The sequence below is a fragment of the Streptomyces sp. NBC_00258 genome (genome assembly GCF_036182465.1).
Classification (GTDB): domain Bacteria; phylum Actinomycetota; class Actinomycetes; order Streptomycetales; family Streptomycetaceae; genus Streptomyces.
Genome location: NZ_CP108081.1, coordinates 5,994,457 through 6,014,240, shown reverse-complemented (window position 1 = coordinate 6,014,240; position 19,784 = coordinate 5,994,457). Strand labels below are relative to the sequence as shown.

The window sequence follows — 19,784 nt, the reverse complement described above, 5'->3', positions numbered from 1 at the left end:
CCTCAGCCCGTACGGCGCCGAAGCACCCAGAATGCCGCCCCCGTGGCAAGAACGGCGACCCCGAGCACGATCCCGGTCTCCACGAGATGCATCGGCCAGTAGTGGGACCGGGGATGGAAGCGACCGGTCCCGTCCCCGATCTGCCACACGTCCCGGGACATCTCGACCCCCTTCGTGGGGGCAGGCGTAACAGGAGGCCAGAGATCCTCGCGGTACTTCTCCAGGTTGTGGTTGATCAGGTACATCACCCCGCAGGCGATCCCCAGCGCGGGCAGCGACCGCCGCAGCACGACCCCGGCGAGCGCGCCCACACCCAGCCCGCACAACCCGTACGCCACCAGGGCGGGCCCCCGCGCGGCGAACACGTCGTTGAAGGTCCAGTCGTCGCCCATGAGGTCCCGGTTGGCCGCCCAGGCCCACCGGAACACGAACACGAACACCGTGCCGCCGGCCACCAGCAGCACCGCCGGAACGGCGAGCGTGACGGCCAGCCACCGCGTCGGCGAGACGGACTGCGTCCAGGCGAGCTGCGCGGTGCCGTTCTCCAGCTCGCGCCCGATCAGCGCGCCGGCGGCGAACGCGGCGACGGCGAAGAAGCTGTAGTAGACGAGGGTGGAGGCCCAGCCGGTGGTCCCGCCGTAGTCGACCGCCGCCCTGAAACGGCACAGGCTGGAGTCGTGGCCGCAGGCGGCGATCCGGTCCCGTACGGAGTCCGCGTTGATCCCGGCCTCCCACACCAGCGCGCCGAGGGCGGCCAGCATGAAGGCGCCCCACACGACGAGCGCCGCGCGGTGCAGCCGCAGCACGGCCCACGGCAGCCCCTTGACGGGCCCGCCGGACGGCACCCCGGTGTCCTCGGCTGTTCCCTTGACGGCGAAGGCACTCATACGGCGACTCCCTCGGTGGCGGTACGGCGACGGAGCAGGACGAACGCGGCGGTCACCGCGAGGGCGGCCACGGCCAGCACGACCCCGGTCTCGGCGAGCTGGAGCGGCCAGAAGTGGGACTTCGGGTGGTAGGTGGCCCAGATGTCGTCGAGGCCGCCGCGGGTCAGGCAGCGCTGGAGGTCGGCCGCGCCGTCGGAGACGGTGCAGGCCATGTTGTTGCCGATGCGCGTGCCCTCGTCCGTGATCACGCCCTGGTCGAGCCGGAGGGCCTTGTCCGGCAGGTTCAGGGCCTTGGCGCCGGTGACCGTGACCGTCGGCCACAGGCTCAGGCGGTACTCGTTGGCCAGGTAGAACACGGCCAGCAGGGCTGCGAAGGCGACGCCCAGAGCGGGCAGCGCGCGGCCGACGACCAGGCCCGCCAGCGCGCCGAGGGCCAGGCCGCACAGGGCGTAGGCGAGCGGAAGGGTTCCGCTCGACGGGTAGATGCTCCCGTCGTACCAGTCCACCGAGCGCAGCCACGTGTCCTGGTTCCACACCAGACGGTGCAGCGGGACCAGTACGGCCGAGCCCGCGGTGATGAGCAGCGCGGGCACGGCGAGTTTCGCGGCGAGCCAGCGGGTGGGGGAGACGGACTGGGTCCAGGCCAGGTGCGCGGTGCCGGTCTCCAGTTCGCGGGCGATGAGGGCCGCGCCCGCCCAGACGGCGACGAGGAAAGGGAGGCAGGCGACGGCGAGAGTGCTGTACGAGACGGCTGTGTCGTACCTGTCGAGCGCCGGGCCGCTGGGGAAGTAGCAGGCCTCGGAATTCGCGCGGCACCGCTCCCTGCCCTCGGTCTCCGCGGCGTCGAAACCCGGACCGTACGCCCACAGCATCGTCGCCGACAGGACCACGACCAGCAGCAGCCAGAGCCACAGGGCCGACCGGTGCAGGCGCAGCACGGACAGGGCGAGGCCGCGGCCGACGCCCGGGGAGGCGCTGGAGGAGGTGTCGGTGGAGGTGAGGAGAGTCGTCATGCGCGCGCGTTCTCCTCGTTCTCCCGGTCTTCTCCGGTCTCTCCGGGCTTGCCGCTCTCTTCGGTCTCTTCGGCCGCTTCCGCCTCGCTCCCGCTCTTCTCCTCGCCCGCTTCGGTGTCCTCGGTGAACAGGTCGGGTGCCTCCGGGTTGCGGAGATGGGCCAGGAGCACCTCCTCCAGGGTGGGCGCGGCGGTCTGCCAGTCGTCGGACAGTGGGCCGTCCGGGCGGATCAGGGCGGTGAGCTGGCGGCCCGCGTCGCGCGATTCGACGACGGTGTGGCCGGTGAGGTCGCGCGCCGGGCCGGTGACCAGGGTGTGCGCGGCGAGCAGCTCCTCCGGGTCGCCGCCGAGCCGGATCCGGCCGCCGCCCATGAGGAGCAGGTGGTCGCAGACGCCCTCCAGTTCGGCGACGACGTGCGAGGACATCACGATCGTCGTGCCGTGCTCGGCGGCCTCGCCCAGCAGCGCCCCGAGGAGTTCGCGCCGGGCCAGCGGGTCGAGGTCGGCCATCGGTTCGTCCAGCAGCATCAGCTCGGGCCGCTTGCCGAAGGCCAGGGCCAGGGCGACGCGGGTGCGCTGGCCGCCGGAGAGGGAGCGGATCCTGGCGGTGGGTTCGAGGGCGCCGTCCCGGGCGCCCCGCGCCGTGGGGTGTCCGTACGCGATGCGTTCCGCGGCCGGCCCGTCCCAGCGGGCGCGGTTCAGCTCGGCGCCGAGGCGGAGCGTGGCGGCGACCGTCAGCTGGGGCGGCAGCGGCTTGCCCTGGGCGACGTACGCGAAGCGCTCGCGGGCCGCGGCGGGGCTGGTGCCCAGGACGGTCAGGGTGCCCTCGGTGGGGCGTATCAGACCGGCCGCCAGTTGCAGGAGCGTCGACTTGCCCGCGCCGTTCGGCCCGACCAGGGCGCAGATCCGGCCGGCCGGCAGCCGGAAGGAGCAGTCCCGCAGCACATGGCCGCGTCGGCGCCGATACCGCTTGCCCAGCCCGGCCGCTGTCAGCGCGACCTCTTCCCCGACCCTGTTCATCGCTCCCCCTCAGGGCATTTCTCGTCCAGTACGGAGGCGAAGAGCGCGCTGATGTCCTCGCGCTCCAGGCCTTCCTTGCGTGCCTCGTCCAGCCAGGCGGTCAGCTTCGAGCGCAGGGCGGTGTGGTCGGCGGGTGCGGCGCCCAGTGAGCGCCGTACGAAGGTGCCGAGGCCGCGTCTGGCCTCGACCAGGCCCTCGCGCTCCAACTCGCGGTAGGCCTTCAGGACGGTGTTCGGATTGATCGCGGTGGCCTCCACGACCTCACGGGCCGTGGGGAGCTTGTCGCCCGGTTCGAGAACGCCAAGACGCAGGGCCTGCTTGGTCTGCTGGACGATCTGGACGTACGTGGCGACACCGCTGCGCCGGTCGATGCGGAACTCGACCACGCTCGACCACCACCCTTTCACTAATTGAGTAGTGAAAGGGTGGTGGATGGTCGGGGGCCTGTCAAGGTGAATGCCGGGTTCCGGAAAGTTCTCGCGGAGTCGTGAACCGATCGGTGGGGCTCGTGCGATGAGGGGGTGTGAGGGAAACGAGAAGCGACGGGGATCTGCTGCGGGCCATCGCGGCGGACGGTGACCGGCGCGCCTTCGAAGAGCTGTACCGGCGGTACGCGCCGTGGCTCGGAGCACGGCTGCGCGGGCGGTGCGCGGACGCCGGGATCGTCGACGACGTCGTACAGGAGACGTTCCTCGCGGTCTGGCGCGGCAGTGCCCGCTACCGCGAGGAGGGCGACGTGGCCGGCTGGCTGTGGCGCATCGGCTCGCGGCGGCTGATCGACGCGCTGCGGGGCGACGGCGCCCGGGGCCGCCTGCGGCAGGCGCTCGCACGGCTGCGGCACCGGGACGAGGCGTCCGCGGAGGAGCGCGTGCTCGCGGGGGTGGAGCACGGGGACCTCGCGGGCGCCCTGGTCCGGCTGTCGCCGGAGCTGCGGGCGGTCCTCCAGGCCACGGTCATCGACGGGCTGACCACCAGAGAGGCGTCCGTCCTGCTCGGCATCCCGCCGGGGACGGTCAAGACACGGGCCCTTCGGGCCCGCAAGCAGCTGCGGGAGGAGTTGGCATGAGCAGCGACACGAACGACACGAACGGCACGAGCGACGCGGACGGCATGACCTGGCACGTCACGGAGGACGACCTCCGGGCGTACGCACGGGGCGAGTTGGCGGCGCCGATGCTCTGGTCCGCCGACACACACCTCCTCGCCTGCGCGCGCTGCCGGGCACAGCTCGCCGAGGTGGGCGACCCGGTCGCCCTGGACGCGGGATGGGAACGGCTCGACGCCGAACTGGACGCACCACGGCCGGGGTTCCTGGAGTCGATGCTCGTCCGGATGGGCGTGGCCGACCACACCGCCAGGCTGCTCGCCGCGACGCCGGTGCTGCGCCGGTCCTGGCTGGGCGCCGTCGTCGCCGTACTGGTCATCACGGTGATCGTCGCCAACGCCGCCCGGACGCCCGAGTCCCCGGCGATGTTCCTCGCCCTCGCCCCGCTGCTGCCGCTGGCCGGGGTCGCGCTGTCGTACGGGCCGGTGCTCGACCCGACGTACGAGATGGCCGTGGTGTCGCCGATGCACGGGTTCCGGCTGCTGCTGATCCGCACGGTGCCCGTGCTGGCCGTCGCGCTCGTCCTGAACGGCCTCGCGACGCTCGCGCTTCCCTCCTACGGACTGCGGGCCCTGGCCTGGCTGCTGCCCGCGCTCGCGCTCACCGCGACCGGGCTCGCGCTGACGCCCCGGCTGGGTCCGGTCCTCGCGCCCGGCCTGGTCGGCGGAACGTGGGTCGCCCTGCTGCTGGTCGCGCAGCGGACGACCGAGGAGACCCTCGCGCCGTACACCGCGGCGGGGCAGGGCATCGCGGCCGCGGTCGCCGCACTCGCCGCCGGGCTCTTCTACCTCGGCCGTGACCGATTCGACTCGACCTCCGCGCACACACCGTTCGCGGGCTACACGGACGGAGGTGCCGCGTGATGTCCGACGCCACGCGCAGGAGGCTCAAGCTGCTCAAGGCCGGGCTGCTGATGACCGCTTCGGTCGTCCTCCGGGTCCTCCATTTCATCGCCGTCCTGCTCCCGAAGAGCTCCGGCAACCGCAGTTCCTCCTCCTCTTCTTCCTACGACGGGGGCGACGGGTGAGGGTGACCGCCCTCCTTCCGGCGCCGGTGCCGTATCCCGGCCGCCGCCTCCCCCTGCTTCCGCTCTCTTCCACAGGAGTCACGCATGTCTGACCTTCCTACGACGCCGACGGTGTCCGCCTCCGGGCTGACCCTCCGCTACGGCGGAACGGCCGCGCTCGACGACGTGTCGGTGCGGCTCGGCGAGGGCGTCACCGGGCTGCTCGGTCCCAACGGGGCCGGAAAGACCACCCTGTTGAGGGTCCTGGCCACCGCCGTGCCCCCGGACAAGGGAGCGTTCACGGTGCTCGGCAACGACCCGGGCACGACCGCCGGACGGCAGGAGGTGCGGCGCGCGCTGGGCTATCTGCCGCAGGCACCCGGCTTCCACCCGGACTTCACGGCCTTCGAGTTCGTCGACTACGTGGCGATCCTCAAGGAGCTGACGGACCGCACCGCGCGCCACCGCGAGGTGCGGCGGGTCCTGGACGACGTCGCGCTGTCCGACGTACGGGGCAAGCGCATCAAGAAGCTCTCCGGCGGGATGCGCCAGCGGGTCGCGCTGGCCGCCGCCCTCGTCGGTGACCCCGGTTTCCTGGTCCTCGACGAGCCGACCGTCGGACTCGACCCCGAACAGCGCATGCGCTTCCGGGAGTTGATCGCCCGGGCGGGGGAGGGTCGGACCGTGCTGCTCTCCACTCACCAAACCGAGGACGTCGCGATGCTCTGCCACCGCGTGATCGTCATGGTCCGCGGCCGGGTCCGCTTCGAGGGCACCCCGGCCGAGCTGACCGCACGGGCGGCGGGCCGGGTGTGGAGCAGCACCGAACGCGACCCGGGCGCGTGGGCCGGATGGCGCACCGGCACCGGCTCCTTCCGCAATGTCGGCGAGCCCCCCGCGGGCGCCGACCTGGTCGAACCGACCCTGGAGGACGGCTACTTGCTCACCCTCGACGGTGAGGACTCGGAGGTGGCGGCCGCATGAGCACCGTTCTTGAGACACCCGTCCGGGCCGTCGAACCGGCGCACCCGGCACGCCCCTGGGCTGCCGTGTTCGCCCTCGCCCGCTTCGAGGCGCGCGAGCTGCGCATGATCGCCGCTTCCCTCGGCGTCGCCGTTCTGTACGTCGCCTGGGTCGTGCGGCAGGTCACGCAGCGCCAGGGCGACTACCCGGTGCTCCAGGACGTCGACCGGGACACGCAGGGCATGCCGGTGCTCGTCGGGCTGGTCGTCATGCTGGGCGTCAACCGTGCGGTCCTGCGCTCCCACCGGCGCGACACGGACCGCCACTTCGACGTGCTGGTGGTCGAGCCGTGGCGGCGCACGGTCGCCCACGCGCTGTCGATCGTCCCGGCCGTCCTGTTCACGGCGGTGTGCGTGCTCGTCCAGTTCACCTGGGCCGCGCTCAAGCCCGGCGCGGTCGGCCACGGTTCGCCCGCCGAGCTCGCCGTCGGCCCGCTGACGGTCCTGCTGTTCGGCGTGGTCGGTGTCCTTCTCGCCCGTCTGTTCCGCTCGGTCTTCGCCGCGCCGGTCATCCTCGTCCTCCTGCTCTTCGGGATGCTCTTCGTGGCGCCCTCGTCCGGCTCCAACTGGACGAGCTGGCTGGGTCCGGTCGTCACCGAGAGCGGCTCCTCCCCGTTCCCCTCCGACCTGCTGGGCCGCCCCGCCGGCTGGCACGTCCTGTACCTCGTCGGGCTCGTCCTGCTCGCGGCCCTGGTCGCGGTGCTGCTCAGCGGCGGGCGTACGACGGTCGTCAAGGTGGCCGTCGCCGGATCGCTCGCCCTCACGCTGGTGGGCGCTGTCGGCCAGTCCAGCGGCACCCCGGCCGGGTCGACACCGGCCCGCGAGCGGGCCACCAACGCTCCGGAGAAGGTCCAGTCGTGTCTGAAGCGCGGCGGGTCGACGTACTGCGCCTTCCCCGAGTGGACGGGCCGCACCGCCGACTGGGCCGAGGTCGTCGACCGGGTCCAGAACCTCGCGGGCGGCAGCGCCGGGGGCGAGCGGCTGACCGTACGGCAGCGCATCGACGCCACCTACGGGCTGGAGACCGACACCCTGATCTCCCCGTCGACCACGCCCGGCCAGGTGACCGTCGGCACGGACTGGGGCGGCAACCGCGTCCCCGAGTTCGCCGCCGCCGTGGCGTCCGTGCTGGTGGCGGGGAACGAGAAGGCGGGCAGCGAGGTGTGCGACGCCCGCATGGTGACGATCATGTGGCTGGCGCTGGGCGGAGAGTCCGACCCGATGACCTCGCTCCGCAACGTCCGCCTCGACGACAGCGTCTCGGGCTCCGCCATCGTGCTGTCCCCCACGGAATCCATGAGCATGAGCGCCGAACAGACCCGCATCGTGGTGGATCTGCTCAAGAAGCCCCGCTACAGCGTCGCCGGCAAGGTGAAGGCCAAGTGGACGGAGCTCACCTCGCCGAAGACGTCGACGGCGCGGGTGGCGGAACTGCTGGGAGTGCCGGCCGCGGACGAGTCGGCGGCCGGGGCGGAAGCGGACGGTGACTCGTGCGACGAATGACCGTCATGACACGCGCCCTGCTCACCCCCGTGTGGCGCTCGCTGCCCTGGCGTGCGCTCGCGGCGGGCGGCGCGGCGGGCCTCCTGCTGGCCGCCGTGCCGCGCCTGCTGTCCGGCGCCCCCGACCCGTGGCTCGGCCTCCTCGCGCTGCGGGGCGCCGCGCTCGCCCTCGCCCTGGGCCTCGCGTTCCTGCTGGACGACCCGGCCCGGCACATCACCTCGGCGGTGCCGGTCGGGCGCCCGCTGCGCGTCGGTCTGCGCGTGGCACTGGCCGCCCCGTTGGCCGCGCTCTGCTGGACGGCGGCGGTGTTCCTCGTGCCCGAGGAGGCCCGGCCGCCGGTCGGCGCCCTCACCCTGGAGGCGATCGCCACCGCCGTGTTCGCCCTCGCCGGCGCGGCCCTGATCATCCAGCGCTCGACCGTCACCGAGCCGGGAGCGGCGGTGTCGGCCTGGCTCCTGTCCACCGCGGCCGCCGCATTCCTGCTCCTGCCCGACGGCTGGGCTCTCCTGGTCACCCCGGACGACCCCCGCTGGGCCGACACCCACGAACGCTGGGCGATTCTGCTGGCGGTGGCACTGGTGGTGGGCACGAGGGCGTGCGTGGAACCGCTACGAGCGTGGCGTCTGGGTTCGCTCGGGGGCAGGGCCCAGCAGGCAGCGCCCCATTAGGGGCGCGGGGCTGTGACATGTGCGGCTCCGCCGCCCGGGCGCGACCAGCCCCCACCGGCCGTGACTATGAATCGGTCCGCAGCCCTCCGATTCAGGACTCCGTCCGATACATCAGATCCGTCTCGTGCGTGACGAACCCGAGCCGCTCGTAGACAGCCACAGCCGCCTTGTTGTCCGCGTCGACGTACAACATCGCCGTCGGCACCCCCCGCCCCTCCAGATACCGAAGCCCGATCGTGGTGAGGGCCTTGCCGAGCCCACCCCCCTGCGCACCGGGCCGTACGCCCACGACGTACACCTCGCCGAGCCCCTCCTCCGGATGGACCTTCGTCCAGTGGAAGCCGACCAGTTCCTCGTCCCGGAAGGCGAGAAAGAACCCGGCCGGATCGAACCACGGCTCACCCTTGCGGTCGTCGAGGTCCCGCTGGGTGAGCGAACCCTGCTCAGGGTGGTGCGCGAAGGCGGCGGCGTTCGCGGCGAGCCACGCCGCGTCGTCCCGGCCGGGCACGAACGTCCGTACGTGCACGCCGTCCGGTAGCTTCGGGCCGGGCAGGTCCAGGTCCGTCAACGGCCGCTGCATCTGCCGCAGTTCACGGAAGAGCGTGAGGCCGAGGACCTGGGCGAGATGGCGGGCCGCGGAGTGGCCGCCGTGGGCCCAGACACGCACCCGCTTGCCGGACTCGGCAAGCAGCGCGTTGCCGAGCGCCCGCCCGTGACCGTGCCCGCGGTGCGCAGGGTGGACGACCAGTTCGGCGGCCGGGGCCTCGATGGGATCGGTGTCCTCCAGCTGCGCGTACCCGACGAGCCGGTCCTGGGAGGTCAGCAGCAGATGCCGGACCCCCTCCCGGGCGCCGCCGCGCAGCTGCAGCCGGCCCTGCTCGGACACCGCCTGCTGTCCGTCGGCCCGGGCGGCCTCCGCGAGCAGCGAGAGCACGGCCTCGGTCTGCTCGGGGCTCAGTGCGGACAGGATGTCGAGGGAGCGGGCCGGGACAGCCGGTGCGGTGTCTTCGCTGGTCATGAGTACGAGAGTACGACGTGTCCGGTTCATGGCGAAGTGGCCCAACAGGTGAGTGCGCCTCCAGTGCGCCGCAAGCACGCCGTCGGGCCGCCACCTGTCCGGTTCGCGGTGAATCGCCCCGCGCGGCAACCAGTCCGTAACCCTGAACCCCCTGTCGCGCTACGCGCGTTGACTCTAGGCTGCGCCGGGACGGGGCCCACATATCAGCCGACCCACAGGGGGGCGCATGTCAGCCACACCTCATCCCTACCGACGCAGACGCCGGACCACCCGCTTCCTCGCGGCGGCCGCGGGCGTCGCCACCGTCGGCGCCCTCGTCGCCGCGATGCCGGCGTCCGCGGGCGAGACGGGCAAGAAGAAGCCCGGCCACCAGAAGCCGGGCCGCTACCAGGACGTCCAGCTGCTCTCCTTCAACGACCTGCACGGCAACCTGGAGCCGCCGGCCGGCTCCTCGGGCCGGGTCACCGAGCTTCAGCCGGACGGCACGAGCAAGACGATCGACGCGGGCGGTGTCGAGTACCTGGCGACGCATTTGCGCCAGGCCCGCGAAGGCAACAAGTACTCGGTCACCGCGGCCGGCGGCGACATGGTCGGTGCCTCCCCGCTGATCTCCGGGCTCTTCCACGACGAGCCCACCATCGAGGCGCTGAACAAGCTCGACCTCGATGTGACGAGCGTCGGCAACCACGAGTTCGACGAGGGTGCCAAGGAGCTGGGCCGCCTGCAGAAGGGTGGCTGCCACCCCACGGACGGCTGCTATGTGAAGGGCAAGAAGTTCAAGGGCGCCGACTTCCCGTACCTCGCGGCGAACGTCCTCGACGAGAAGACCAAGAAGCCGATCCTCAAGCCCTACTGGGTGTGGAAGAAGAACGGCGTCAAGGTCGGCTTCATCGGCGTGACCCTCGAGGACACCCCGGGTGTCGTCTCCGCCGAGGGTGTGAAGGGCCTCAAGTTCAAGGACGAGGTCGAGACGATCAACAAGTACGCCAAGGAGCTGGAGAAGCAGGGCGTCAAGTCGGTCGTCGCGCTGATCCACGAGGGCGGGCTGCCCGCCTCGGCGGCGTACAACTACGACTGCGACTCACCCGGTGGCGGCGACGGCATATCCGGCCCCATCGTGGACATCGCCAAGAACATCACGCCGAAGGTCGACGCGCTGGTCACCGGCCACACCCACGCCGCGTACGCCTGCACGATCAACGACCCGTCGGGCAAGCCCCGTACGGTCACCTCGGCCGCGTCCTTCGGGCGTCTCTACACCGACACGACGCTGACGTACGACCGCTGGACCGGCGACATCGCCCGGACCGCCGTCGCCTCCGCGAACCACGTGGTCACGCGTACCGTGCCCAAGGCCACGGACATGACCGAGCTGATCGCGAAGTGGAACACGCTCGCCGCGCCGATCGGCAACAAGCCCATCGGCTACATCTCCGGTGACATCTCCAACGTCGGCACCGAGTCCCCGATCGGCGACCTGATCGCCGACGCGCAGCTCGCGTACGGCAAGGAGCTGGACCCCGAGACCGACCTGGCGCTGATGAACCCGGGCGGTATCCGGGCGCCCCTCACCTTCAAGGCCAACGGCGCGGAGGGCGACGGTGTGGTGACCTACGCCGAGGGCTTCACGGTCCAGCCGTTCGCCAACACGGTGAACCTGCAGAACTTCACCGGCGCCCAGCTCGTCCAGGTGCTCAAGGAGCAGGTCACCGGCGTGAACGCGGCCTCCCCGAAGGTGCTCCAGGTCTCGAAGGGCCTCACCTACACGCTCGACCTGACGAAGACCGGCGCCGACCGTGTCGTCGCCGACTCGGTCAGGCTGAACGGTGCCGCGATCGACCCGGCCGCCACCTACCGCGTCGCGACGAACAGCTTCCTCGCGGGCGGCGGCGACGGTTTCACCACCCTGGGTCAGGGCACGGGCGACCTGGTGGGCGACGACGACCTCGCCGCCCTGGAGAAGTACCTGCTGGCGAACTCCTCGGCCACGAATCCGATCGCGCCGCCCGCGGCCGACCGGATCACCGTCGTGAAGTAGCCACCCGGTAACGGCGGTCTGTCCGTGAGGTAGATCGCAAACCGCCTATTCAAGTTGCGGGTGGGGTTGGTACGCATGGTCGAATCAGTTGATGCGTACCCCCCACCCCATCGCGGCGCATTCTCATTCCCCTCCGAACCCGTACGAGGATCTCGCCGCCCTCGACGACGGACCCCTTGAGGACTTCCTCCAGGTGGAGGAGCCGGCCGTGACCGAGGGGGCCGAGCAGGAAGCGGAGTGGGCACCGCCCAACCACCGCCGCGGCTCCCGGGACTCCGGAGCCCGCCCCCGCCGTCGCACCCGTCGGCGCCGGCGAAGTCCCTTCACCGGACTGTCCCTCGCCGTCAAGGCCGTCATCGCGGTACTCGTCCTCGCCGCCTTCCTCGCCCTCGGCGACCGCTGGGCTCTCCTGTACGCCGAGCGCACGGCGGCCGAGAAGGTACGGGACCAGCTGAAGCTGAGCGCGTCCCCCGAGGTCGAGATCGACGGCTTCCCCTTCGTCACCCAGCTCTTCGACCAGCGGCTCGACTCCGTGTCGGTCACCGTCCCGGACGTGGCGGCCGACCGGGTCTCCCTGGCGAAGGTCTCCGCCACCGCGACGGGCGTACGGGTCGACGGCGGCCCCACCTCCCTGCGCGGCGTCCGGATCCCGGAGCTGAACGGTGAGGTGCTGCTCTCCTTTGACGACCTGAACCGTGAACTCGGCGCGTCCCAGATGACGTTCACCGGTCACGGCGGCGACGAGGTGCGGGCGCGCGGCGTGCTGCCCGTCGCCGGGCACGACCTGCGGATGCGGGCGGACGCGCGGATCGAGCGCGACGGCGAGCGCGGCATCTCGACCGAGGTCGGCGGCATGCGCCTGGACATCGGCGACCTGGCCACCTTCCGTCCCGGCACCCGCGAGTCCCAGGGCCTGCACCTGACCCGCAAGTCCGCCACGCGCCTCGCGAAGGAGAAGCAGAAGGCCAAGGAGCTGCTGTCGGTGCCGTCGATCGCGAAGCGGATCGGTGTGCCGGACTCCGCGGTCAAGGAAGCACTGAGCGACGACTCCAAGTTCGAGGAGTTCACCGGCTCCCCGCGCTTCGCCGGCCAGCTGATGAAGATGAACCTCATCGACCTCGCCGTGGCGAACCCCGAGCTCCTCAAGCGCCTCGGCTTCGACCTGGCCCTCCTCGACGGGCTCTCCCGCCTGACCCGCCCCGCCCTCGTCGACCGCCTCTCCATCGGCTTCCGCCTCCCGAAGCCCCCGAAGGGCGAACTGAGCCTGCGGGACGTGCGCGTGCAGAAGGACGGGATCAGAGTGCGGGTCACCGGGCAGGGACTGGCGATCGGCAAGTAGCCCGCCAAGCAGGCCGCGCGGTGAATAAGTTCCGGGTGAGCGGCGTAATAAAGTCTGTGTGAATTGCCGTCCGGTTCCCGTGAGTTCCTGAAAATCGGTCTCAGCTGCAATTAATTGAGGTCTCAGCGGATTCGGCGATTTTCGCTTCTGCGGTCTCGTAGTGTTTTCCATGTCGAAGCCGAACAGGGCTTACGGCGAATGGCAATCCATCGCAGAAGAAGGAGGGACGTCTCATGAGCTTCCACAAGGTCACCCCGGTCAGGAAGAACCGCAAGCCCGCCGCCCCCAAGAAGCACGCCGCGAAGCCCGCGCCGCAGCCCGGTGCCAAGAAGCCGCAGCGTCGCCCGGTGGGAAAGAAGTAGCCACTGCCACGAGGCGGGGTCTCCGGATTCGTTCCGGAGACCCCGCCTCGGCCATTTTTCGGATCCGCTGACGGGGACCGGCGAACCAGTGACCCGGGGAATCAGGATCCCAGGGAATCAGGAAAGGGAATGTGACGGCATGCGGGAAGTCCGGGAGGCATTCGCGCGGTTCTGGCCGTTGACGCGCGGCGACCGCAAATGGCTGCTGCTGATCGTCGCGTGTGTGATCGTGTCGGCGCTGGCGGAGACGGCCTCGATCCTGCTCTTCGCGGAGCTGACCGATCACGCGCTGAAAGCCGGTTCGCTCGCCGCCTTCTGGGGGCCCGCCGGGGCCTGGCTCGGTGTGGCCGTGCTCGGCGCGGTCGTCGGGTACCTCGGGAACTCGCTCGCCGTCTGGACGGCCGAGAGATTCGTACTGCGGCTGCGCGCGAGCGTCTTCCGGCACGTCCAGGACCTGCCGCCGCACTTCTTCCAGAAACACCGGCAGGGCGATCTGGTCGAACGGCTCACCGGTGACGTCGAGGCCATCGAGCAGATGGTCGTCTCGGGGGTCGTGGGCACGGTCTCCGCCGTGTTCTCGGCGCTCTTCTACTCCGCCGCCGCCCTCTGGATCCGCTGGGACCTCGCCCTGGTCACCTTCCTCCTCGCCCCCCTCTTCCTCGTCGCGGCCCTCCGCTTCGCCGGCCGGATCAGGACCGCCGCCCAGGACGAGCGCACCGCCGACGGCGCGATCACCTCGGTGGTCGAGGAGTCACTGGGCAACGTCGTGCTCACCCAGGCCTACAACCGCCGCCGCGCCGAGGAGAAGCGCCTCGACCGTGAGGCCAGGGCCTGGCTGCGCGCCAGTGTGCGGGGCGCCCGCGCGAGTGAGCTGTACGAGCAGTTCGTCGAGGTCGTCGAAACGGTGTGCGTGCTCGCGATCATCGGGCTCGGCGCCTGGGAGATCGCCCAAGGACGCATGTCGCTCGGCCAGTTGCTCGCCTTCGCCGCCTTCCTCGGCTACCTCTACCCGCCGATCCGCGACCTCGGCCAGCTCGGCCTGACACTGACCGCCGCGACGGCAGGCGCCCGGCGGCTCCAGGAGATCCTGGACGCCGAGCCCGCCGTCACCGACCCCGCCGAACCGGTGCGGCCCTGGCCCGTACGCGGCTGGGTCAGCTTCCACGGCGTCTCCTTCCGCTACCCGGGCGGGCCGGAGCGCGACGCCCTGCACGACGTGACGTTCACCGCGCGACCCGGCGAGTTCGTCCTCGTCACCGGCCCGAGCGGCGCCGGAAAGTCCACGCTCTCCAAGCTCCTGACCCGCTTCTACGACCCCACCGAGGGCGTGATCTGCCTGGACGGCGTCCCGCTCACGGACGTACCCCTGGAGTTCCTGCGCGAGAACGTCGCCCTGCTGCCCCAGGAGACGCTGATCCTGCACGGCACGATCCGCGAGAACATCGGGTGCGGGCGGCCGGGCGCGAGCGACGAGGAGATCGAACGGGCCGCGCGGGACGCCGACGCCCACGCGTTCATCGGCGCGCTGCCGGACGCGTACGACACGGAGATCGCACCCGGCACGGCCGTCCTCTCCGGCGGCCAGCTCCAGCGCGTCGCCCTGGCCCGCGCGATCCTGCGGGCCGCCCCCGTCCTCGTACTCGACGAACCGACCACCGGACTCGACGGGCCCGCCGCCCGCAGGGTCGTCCAGCCGCTGCGGCGCCTGGTGTCCGGCCGTACGACCGTCATGATCACCCATGATCTGACCCTCGCCCCCGACGCCGACCGGATCCTGGTCGTGGACGGTGGACGGCTGGTGGAGGAGGGCACGCACGGGGAGCTGATGGCGCGGGGAGGGGTGTACGCGGGTCTTGCGGGGCCGATGACGGGCGTGGGCGTGGATGTGGAGACGGCCATGAGGCTGTTGCCGCAACCGTGCCCGTAGGGATGCGGCTGGGTAGGGGGGCGCCGGCTGGGGAGCGGCTCTTGGCTCGCGCTCCCCAGCCGGACGTGTGTCGACCGGCGTGACGTCGGGGCGTCAGGCGGTCGGGGTCCAGTTGCCCAGCCAGTCCGCGACCTCCTGGCCGGTGGCCTGGGAGTCGGTCAGCTGCGGGCGGTCGCCGCTCGCGGCGCCCGAGCCGGGGCCGGTGTTCCTGTACTCGGCGAAGCGGTCGTTCTTCCAGGAGAAGCCGCCCATGTCCGACCACGGGGTCGACTTGACCGCGGCGCTGAGCGTGGAGTTGCGGACCGTGGTCTGCGGGCGCAGGGTCGCGTCGCCGCCCGCGTGCCAGTTGCGGCCGAGGAAGAAGCTCCCGGCGGACACGTCACCGTTCACGACCGAGCGGTTGATGAGGATGCCCTTGCGGTCGGCGGCGGTGCTGGGTGCGGTGATGTAGCCCGCCGACGTGCCGTCCCAGCGCTTCTTCAGGGTGATGACGGACTGGTCGATCACGGCGGTCGCGCGCCCGAAGACGAAGTCGACGTTGCCGCTGACGTAGGAGTTGGCGACGTAGACCCGGCCGAGCCTGTCCTTGGCCGCGGTGTCCAGGAGGAGGGTGTCCTGGTCGCCGTCGACGATGATCCCGTCGAGGAGGACCTGGTCGGCGGCGGTGCGCAGCGCCACGGCCTGGTGACCGCTCAGGCTCTGGTTCCTCGCCTCGTCGAAGTCGTTGTTGATCGTCAGGTTGCGGGCCTGGAAGTCGTCGGCCTCGACGGCGACGGTCGCGCTGCCGCTGGTGCCGTACGTGCCGCCGCCGGGCTTCGCCGTACCGGCCGCGTTGTTGAAGACGATGACGGTGTCCTTGCGGCTGGCCCCCGTGCCCTGGACGGTCACGTGCGGCTTGTTCGCCGGGACCTTGACCGTCTCGCGGTACGTGCCCGGCTTGACCGAGATCACCACGCGGGAGGGGTTGTTCGCGGGGACGGCGTCGACGGCGGCCTGGACTGTTGTGAACTGGCCCGAGCCGTCCTTGGCCACGGTGAGAGTGGTGGCCGCTGCCCCGGTGGCCGCCTTTGTGCTTGCCGCGCCCGCGGTGCCGTTCGCGGTGCCGATCGTCGTACGCGGTCCCGTGCCGGCCGTGAGCAGTGCGGGCACGTCCGCCGTCCTGTCCGGCGTGTAGTCGTAGAACGACCTGGGGTCGAAGGCGGTGCCGCCGCTCTCGTTGCGGCCGCTGGTGCCGGAGAAGGTGTTGCCGCGCTGGACGATCGCGGCCGTGGCGTCCTTGGTGACCGGGTTGTTCATGCCCTGGAAGTAGCTGTTCTCCAGGACCATCTTCGTGCTGCCGCGCGAGTAGTTGCCGTAGGACGACTTGATGGTCGTGCCCGGGTCGTCCTGGAGGTAGTTGTTGTAGAGGTGCGCGTGGGCCGCGTTGTCCGTGGACGGGTTGCGCTGCTCGGTCTCGCGGAACCAGTTGTGGTGGATCGTGATGTCGGTGACGAGGTTCTCGGTCCAGCCGATGCCGAAGGTCTTGTTGTTGTCGCTGAACTTGTTCCAGGACACCGTCACGTTGGTGCTGTCCTTGCGGACGTCTATGAGCCCGTCGGCCATGTGGCGCAGGTCGTTGTGGTCGATCCACACGTGGTGGGCGCCGTCCATCTGGACCGCGTCGAAGTCGTGGTCCTTGTCGTTCCAGACGCCCTGGTAGGAGTCACGGATCGTCAGGTTCCGGATGATCACGTTGTGCACGCCGGTGCCGAGGAAGAAGCCGCCGCCGACGATCTGCCCGGACGTGCCCTGGCCCACGATGGTCTTGTCGGACCTGACCTTGATCTCCTTGCCGACCGGGTTCATGGTGATCGCCGAGGCCACGACGATGACGTACGGCTCCTCGGCGGTCGCGTACTTCTCCAGGTCGGCGAGGGTCTTCACGGTGACGGTCTGGCCGCCGCGACCGCCGTAAGTGCCGTTCTGGCCGAGCGAGTTGACGGAGGCGAAGCCGTCGGCGGTGTCGGCGGTCCAGGCCGGCGCGGCAACGGTGGCGGCAGTGATGGCCTTTGTCGCCGCGGTGGCAGTGGTCGCGGCGGACGCCGTCTGCCCGGCGCCCTCGCCGAAGACGCCGAGGCCGGTGCCGTAGGTCGTGGTCACGGCGGCGGTCAGGGCCAGTGGGATGCCGACCGTCAGCGTGGTCCTCCTTCTGCGGTGGCGGGGTCCGGCAGTCGTCCTGCCGCGGCGCTCACTCATGCGGCGTACCTTCCGTGCGGGGGTGGGGGGAGTCGGATCGCTGGTGAGTCGCCGCCCCGCACGGAAAGGTTGCCGGGTTCCTGTTGCTCGGGTCCTGTCGACCGGTTCCTGTCGCCGGGATCCCGCCTGCTCGCCTGCTAGGCGCAGGTCGTCGGATCCAGCTTCTCCTCCACCTTGTCCTCACGGCCGTCGGGCTGTCCGTTGGGCAGGAGCTTGTCGGAGGTGCCGTCGATGTAGTAGCCGTACGAGTAGATGGTCTGGTAGCCCCGGTCGCGCCAACTGTGCGCGGTCTTACGGCCGTCTCCCTTGTTCCACTGGTAGTCCTCGACGTAGAAGACCGGGTTCACCCGCACCACGCGCTGGTACGGCGTCCACGTCACGGCGACCTGGGTGCACGGCGGGATCGTCTTCTCGCTGCGGCGCTCGAAGGACGAGCTCTTCTCCCAGCCCCACTCGTAGGTGAAGCTGCCGCCCGCGGTGCCCGAGAAGATGCTCTTCGCGGCGGAGAGGCTGATCGAGGCACCGACGCTCTTCTTGGCGAACGTCTTCGTGCCGTAGCTGCTGACGAAGGTCTCCTTGTCGTCCTTCGAACCGCGGTTGCCGATCCACGGCGAGGTGCGGACAGCGGTCCCCTTGGTGGACCAGGTCGATGCCTGCGCGTACCCGCACCAGCCACGGAAGAGCTCCCACGGCCCGGCGGGCTCCCACAGCCCGAAGACGTCCCGCAGGTACTCGTCCTGGGTCTTGAACTCGCCGGTGTCGACGTTGAGGGCGCCGTAGACGCCCGTCAGGCTGGTCTCCTGGTTGCAGAGCCGCTCGATCATCGAGTCGGTGTCGCCGGGGTCGACGCCGCGGATGTTCGTCGCACCGCCCGGCCCGGCCGCCTGGGCGGGACCGGCGACGGTCATCAGACCGGACACGGCGAGCGCGGTGGACGCGGCCACCAGGGCGCTCTTCTTGAGGGCCGACTTGAGTACGGATCGCACGCTGAGCTCTCCTCCGGAGGACGGAACCCGGCGACGGAGGGGGGAACGGCGCCGCCGGTGGTCGACAAGAAGCGAACCCGCCGAACGTCACGGGGACATCGCGGCCGGATCAGAGATGCCTCAGAAAATCCGGTCCGGCCGGGACCCGGCCTCTCGGCCGGCTACCCGCGGCGGACGGCCTGCGGTGGCTCCGGCTCCCTGAGCGAGCGCGGAACCTGCGACTCCCAGCGCCAGTTGAGGAGGGCCGCGAGAACGACGAAGGACGCCGGCGGTACGCCGACGAGCAGCAGGACCACGGGTGCCTCGCCGTTGACGACGACCAGCCCCAGCACGAGCGCGAGCATGCAGAGGAGGACGACGACCGCGCCGGTCCACGCGCGCTCCCGGGCCTTGCGTGGCCCGCCCGTCGGCGGATGCGCGCCTCGACCTCGGGTCGGCGGTCCCAGGTCATGCCGCGATGCCTGGCCGCGGCGGTGAGAAGGTCCGCGACCTCGGCGCGCGGGTCGTCCAGTTGCAAGTCGTCGAGATGCGGAAGGCCCAGGCGGCGGCCGTCGTTCCCGTACAGGAGGGTGACGTGGCGGCGCGCCGAGGGGCCCCCGCCGCGCGGGGTGGGTTCGTCGCGGTTGTCCCTGGGGATCGTCAAGAGATGTGCCGACGGATGTACGCCTACACCGGCACCGTGAGAGTGGCCGTGTAGCCCTTCTCGACGCTGCCCTTCGTCGTCGCCAGTTGCTGGTCGTAGCCGTCGCTGAAGATGTTGTCGGTCTCCAGGGACAGCTGGCCCATGTTCTGGACGCTGCGGTCGTAGCCGTCCGTCGCGTACACGGTGTCGCACACGTCCTTGGGGAGGGCGAGCTGTGAAGTGGCCGTGATGGACGTGGCGTTGGTGGCGTCCTCCAGGCTGCCGTACACCTCGAAGTGGATGTGGGGCCAGCGGCCCGGGTAGCAGGCGGGGAAGATGCTGGTGAACGTGACCTGCCCCTTGGCGTCGGTCTCCTGGACGCCCCGCAGGTAGTTCTCCTCGGTGACGCCGTCGGAGTAGAGGGAGTAGTTGCCCTCCCGGTCGCAGTGCCAGAGGTAGACGGCGGCGCCCTCCTTGGGCGTCCCGCAGCCCGAGGCGGCATCGACGACGGTGAGGGTGACGGTCAGCGGCACCCCTTCCGCCTTGCCGCTCGCCGTCCCGAAGCTGGAGGTGATGTCCTTGCGGACGACACCGCTCTCCTTCAGGACGTTCACCCCGTTGGAGCCGTCACCGGGGTACGGGCCGGCGGTCTCGCCGGGGATGGTCTCGCACTCGGCGCTCCCCGAGGAGGCGGCGGAGGACGAACCGGCAGAGGGGTCGGAGGACGAGGCCGAGCTGTCCGAGTCGTCGCTGCTGCAGCCCACCAGCGGAACCAGGCCGACCCCGGCCAGCAGCCGGATCATCTTCCTTCGCTGAAGCGTCGGCAGGTCGAAGGAGAGACCTCTGTCGTGGTCGTGCAGTTCTTCACTCATGGCTGCTCTCCCTGTACCTGTCCACGGCCGCTTCCGCGTCCGTGCCGCCCGCTGCTTGAAAGTGACAGTAGGCGCATTGGCTGTGGGGCATCCATGGGGCGGCTGTTCGTGGGCTGAGGGGGTGGAGCAGCCGTGCGGAGCCCGCCGGGAAGTGCCACCCGG

19 protein-coding genes are annotated in these 19,784 nt (G+C 71.0%); 10 read left to right on the top strand and 9 right to left on the bottom strand.

Annotated features, from left to right (window positions below):
- Nucleotides 1–2 precede the first annotated feature (2 nt).
- From OG718_RS26695 to OG718_RS26680, 4 genes are read right to left on the bottom strand one after another with little or no spacing between them, the layout of a single operon-like run.
- Complete coding sequence (locus OG718_RS26695) at nt 3–887, bottom strand: hypothetical protein (protein WP_260695327.1); 885 nt, start codon at nt 885–887, stop codon at nt 3–5.
- Nucleotides 884–1,900, bottom strand: a complete 1,017-nt coding sequence (locus tag OG718_RS26690) for a hypothetical protein (RefSeq protein WP_328845362.1) — start codon at nt 1,898–1,900, stop codon at nt 884–886. The genes OG718_RS26695 and OG718_RS26690 overlap by 4 nt, the downstream gene beginning before the upstream one ends.
- The gene (locus OG718_RS26685) at nt 1,897–2,919 is read right to left on the bottom strand and encodes an ABC transporter ATP-binding protein (protein WP_143639435.1); all 1,023 of its coding nucleotides are present in this window, start codon (nt 2,917–2,919) and stop codon (nt 1,897–1,899) included. The genes OG718_RS26690 and OG718_RS26685 overlap by 4 nt, the downstream gene beginning before the upstream one ends.
- Nucleotides 2,916–3,305: a GntR family transcriptional regulator gene (locus OG718_RS26680; RefSeq protein WP_143639437.1), complete on the bottom strand. Its 390-nt coding sequence runs from the start codon at nt 3,303–3,305 to the stop codon at nt 2,916–2,918. The genes OG718_RS26685 and OG718_RS26680 overlap by 4 nt, the downstream gene beginning before the upstream one ends.
- Nucleotides 3,306–3,442: 137 nt before the next feature.
- Between OG718_RS26680 and OG718_RS26675 the strand changes: the two genes are divergently transcribed.
- The 6 genes from OG718_RS26675 to OG718_RS26650 all read left to right on the top strand — a co-directional run bounded on the left by OG718_RS26675 (nt 3,443) and on the right by OG718_RS26650 (nt 8,223).
- A complete protein-coding gene (locus OG718_RS26675) occupies nt 3,443–3,985 on the top strand; it encodes an RNA polymerase sigma factor (RefSeq protein ID WP_306938803.1) in 543 nt (180 codons plus the stop codon).
- A 44-nt stretch (nt 3,986–4,029) separates the two neighbouring features.
- The gene (locus OG718_RS26670) at nt 4,030–4,887 is read left to right on the top strand and encodes a zf-HC2 domain-containing protein (protein WP_328847835.1); all 858 of its coding nucleotides are present in this window, start codon (nt 4,030–4,032) and stop codon (nt 4,885–4,887) included.
- Nucleotides 4,887–5,051, top strand: coding sequence for a hypothetical protein (locus OG718_RS26665; RefSeq protein ID WP_266758707.1), 165 nt, complete (start codon nt 4,887–4,889; stop codon nt 5,049–5,051). The genes OG718_RS26670 and OG718_RS26665 overlap by 1 nt, the downstream gene beginning before the upstream one ends.
- Before the next feature lie 84 nt (nt 5,052–5,135).
- Nucleotides 5,136–6,014 (top strand): ABC transporter ATP-binding protein, encoded by an 879-nt coding sequence (locus OG718_RS26660; RefSeq protein WP_327396171.1) that lies wholly within the window; start codon nt 5,136–5,138, stop codon nt 6,012–6,014.
- The gene (locus OG718_RS26655; protein ID WP_328845361.1) at nt 6,011–7,555 is read left to right on the top strand and encodes an ABC transporter permease; all 1,545 of its coding nucleotides are present in this window, start codon (nt 6,011–6,013) and stop codon (nt 7,553–7,555) included. The genes OG718_RS26660 and OG718_RS26655 overlap by 4 nt, the downstream gene beginning before the upstream one ends.
- Nucleotides 7,552–8,223 (top strand): ABC transporter, encoded by a 672-nt coding sequence (locus OG718_RS26650; RefSeq protein ID WP_143639445.1) that lies wholly within the window; start codon nt 7,552–7,554, stop codon nt 8,221–8,223. The genes OG718_RS26655 and OG718_RS26650 overlap by 4 nt, the downstream gene beginning before the upstream one ends.
- A 91-nt stretch (nt 8,224–8,314) precedes the next feature.
- Here the strand turns inward: OG718_RS26650 and mshD are convergent, their stop codons facing one another.
- Nucleotides 8,315–9,241: a mycothiol synthase gene (mshD, locus tag OG718_RS26645; RefSeq protein ID WP_328845360.1), complete on the bottom strand. Its 927-nt coding sequence runs from the start codon at nt 9,239–9,241 to the stop codon at nt 8,315–8,317.
- 226 nt (nt 9,242–9,467) lie between these two features.
- Here mshD and OG718_RS26640 point away from each other — a divergent pair, with 226 nt between their 5' ends.
- The 4 genes from OG718_RS26640 (at nt 9,468) to OG718_RS26625 (ending at nt 14,907) form a co-directional block, all read left to right on the top strand.
- The gene (locus OG718_RS26640; protein ID WP_143639449.1) at nt 9,468–11,279 is read left to right on the top strand and encodes a bifunctional metallophosphatase/5'-nucleotidase; all 1,812 of its coding nucleotides are present in this window, start codon (nt 9,468–9,470) and stop codon (nt 11,277–11,279) included.
- A gap of 91 nt (nt 11,280–11,370) precedes the next feature.
- Nucleotides 11,371–12,618, top strand: a complete 1,248-nt coding sequence (locus OG718_RS26635; RefSeq protein WP_143639451.1) for an LmeA family phospholipid-binding protein — start codon at nt 11,371–11,373, stop codon at nt 12,616–12,618.
- Between the two features lie 233 nt (nt 12,619–12,851).
- Nucleotides 12,852–12,980, top strand: coding sequence for a hypothetical protein (locus tag OG718_RS26630; protein ID WP_328845359.1), 129 nt, complete (start codon nt 12,852–12,854; stop codon nt 12,978–12,980).
- Nucleotides 12,981–13,119: 139 nt separating this feature from the next.
- Nucleotides 13,120–14,907 (top strand): ABC transporter ATP-binding protein, encoded by a 1,788-nt coding sequence (locus OG718_RS26625; protein ID WP_328845358.1) that lies wholly within the window; start codon nt 13,120–13,122, stop codon nt 14,905–14,907.
- Nucleotides 14,908–15,000: 93 nt separating this feature from the next.
- On the opposite strand, the gene OG718_RS26620 is transcribed toward OG718_RS26625, so the two are convergent.
- From OG718_RS26620 to OG718_RS26605, 4 genes are all read right to left on the bottom strand, one after another.
- Nucleotides 15,001–17,142, bottom strand: a complete 2,142-nt coding sequence (locus tag OG718_RS26620; RefSeq protein WP_328845357.1) for a pectinesterase family protein — start codon at nt 17,140–17,142, stop codon at nt 15,001–15,003.
- Between the two features lie 137 nt (nt 17,143–17,279).
- Nucleotides 17,280–18,128: a hypothetical protein gene (locus OG718_RS26615; protein ID WP_328845356.1), complete on the bottom strand. Its 849-nt coding sequence runs from the start codon at nt 18,126–18,128 to the stop codon at nt 17,280–17,282.
- A 161-nt stretch (nt 18,129–18,289) separates the two neighbouring features.
- A complete protein-coding gene (locus OG718_RS26610; protein ID WP_143639458.1) occupies nt 18,290–18,472 on the bottom strand; it encodes a hypothetical protein in 183 nt (60 codons plus the stop codon).
- A 322-nt stretch (nt 18,473–18,794) separates the two neighbouring features.
- Nucleotides 18,795–19,622, bottom strand: coding sequence for an intradiol ring-cleavage dioxygenase (locus OG718_RS26605; RefSeq protein ID WP_328845355.1), 828 nt, complete (start codon nt 19,620–19,622; stop codon nt 18,795–18,797).
- Nucleotides 19,623–19,784 lie beyond the last annotated feature (162 nt).

What these genes read in the sequence shown, in the direction of transcription:
- OG718_RS26695 (WP_260695327.1), bottom strand. Translation starts at nt 887, where the DNA reads ATGAGTGCCTTCGCCGTCAAGGGAACAGCCGAGGACACCGGGGTGCCG.
- OG718_RS26690 (WP_328845362.1), bottom strand. Translation starts at nt 1,900, where the DNA reads ATGACGACTCTCCTCACCTCCACCGACACCTCCTCCAGCGCCTCCCCG.
- OG718_RS26685 (WP_143639435.1), bottom strand. Translation starts at nt 2,919, where the DNA reads ATGAACAGGGTCGGGGAAGAGGTCGCGCTGACAGCGGCCGGGCTGGGC.
- OG718_RS26670 (WP_328847835.1), top strand. Translation starts at nt 4,030, where the DNA reads ATGACCTGGCACGTCACGGAGGACGACCTCCGGGCGTACGCACGGGGC.
- OG718_RS26665 (WP_266758707.1), top strand. Translation starts at nt 4,887, where the DNA reads ATGTCCGACGCCACGCGCAGGAGGCTCAAGCTGCTCAAGGCCGGGCTG.
- OG718_RS26660 (WP_327396171.1), top strand. Translation starts at nt 5,136, where the DNA reads ATGTCTGACCTTCCTACGACGCCGACGGTGTCCGCCTCCGGGCTGACC.
- OG718_RS26655 (WP_328845361.1), top strand. Translation starts at nt 6,011, where the DNA reads ATGAGCACCGTTCTTGAGACACCCGTCCGGGCCGTCGAACCGGCGCAC.
- OG718_RS26650 (WP_143639445.1), top strand. Translation starts at nt 7,552, where the DNA reads ATGACCGTCATGACACGCGCCCTGCTCACCCCCGTGTGGCGCTCGCTG.
- mshD (WP_328845360.1), bottom strand. Translation starts at nt 9,241, where the DNA reads ATGACCAGCGAAGACACCGCACCGGCTGTCCCGGCCCGCTCCCTCGAC.
- OG718_RS26640 (WP_143639449.1), top strand. Translation starts at nt 9,468, where the DNA reads ATGTCAGCCACACCTCATCCCTACCGACGCAGACGCCGGACCACCCGC.
- OG718_RS26635 (WP_143639451.1), top strand. Translation starts at nt 11,371, where the DNA reads ATGCGTACCCCCCACCCCATCGCGGCGCATTCTCATTCCCCTCCGAAC.
- OG718_RS26630 (WP_328845359.1), top strand. Translation starts at nt 12,852, where the DNA reads ATGAGCTTCCACAAGGTCACCCCGGTCAGGAAGAACCGCAAGCCCGCC.
- OG718_RS26625 (WP_328845358.1), top strand. Translation starts at nt 13,120, where the DNA reads ATGCGGGAAGTCCGGGAGGCATTCGCGCGGTTCTGGCCGTTGACGCGC.
- OG718_RS26620 (WP_328845357.1), bottom strand. Translation starts at nt 17,142, where the DNA reads ATGAGTGAGCGCCGCGGCAGGACGACTGCCGGACCCCGCCACCGCAGA.
- OG718_RS26610 (WP_143639458.1), bottom strand. Translation starts at nt 18,472, where the DNA reads ATGCTCGCGCTCGTGCTGGGGCTGGTCGTCGTCAACGGCGAGGCACCC.
- OG718_RS26605 (WP_328845355.1), bottom strand. Translation starts at nt 19,622, where the DNA reads ATGAGTGAAGAACTGCACGACCACGACAGAGGTCTCTCCTTCGACCTG.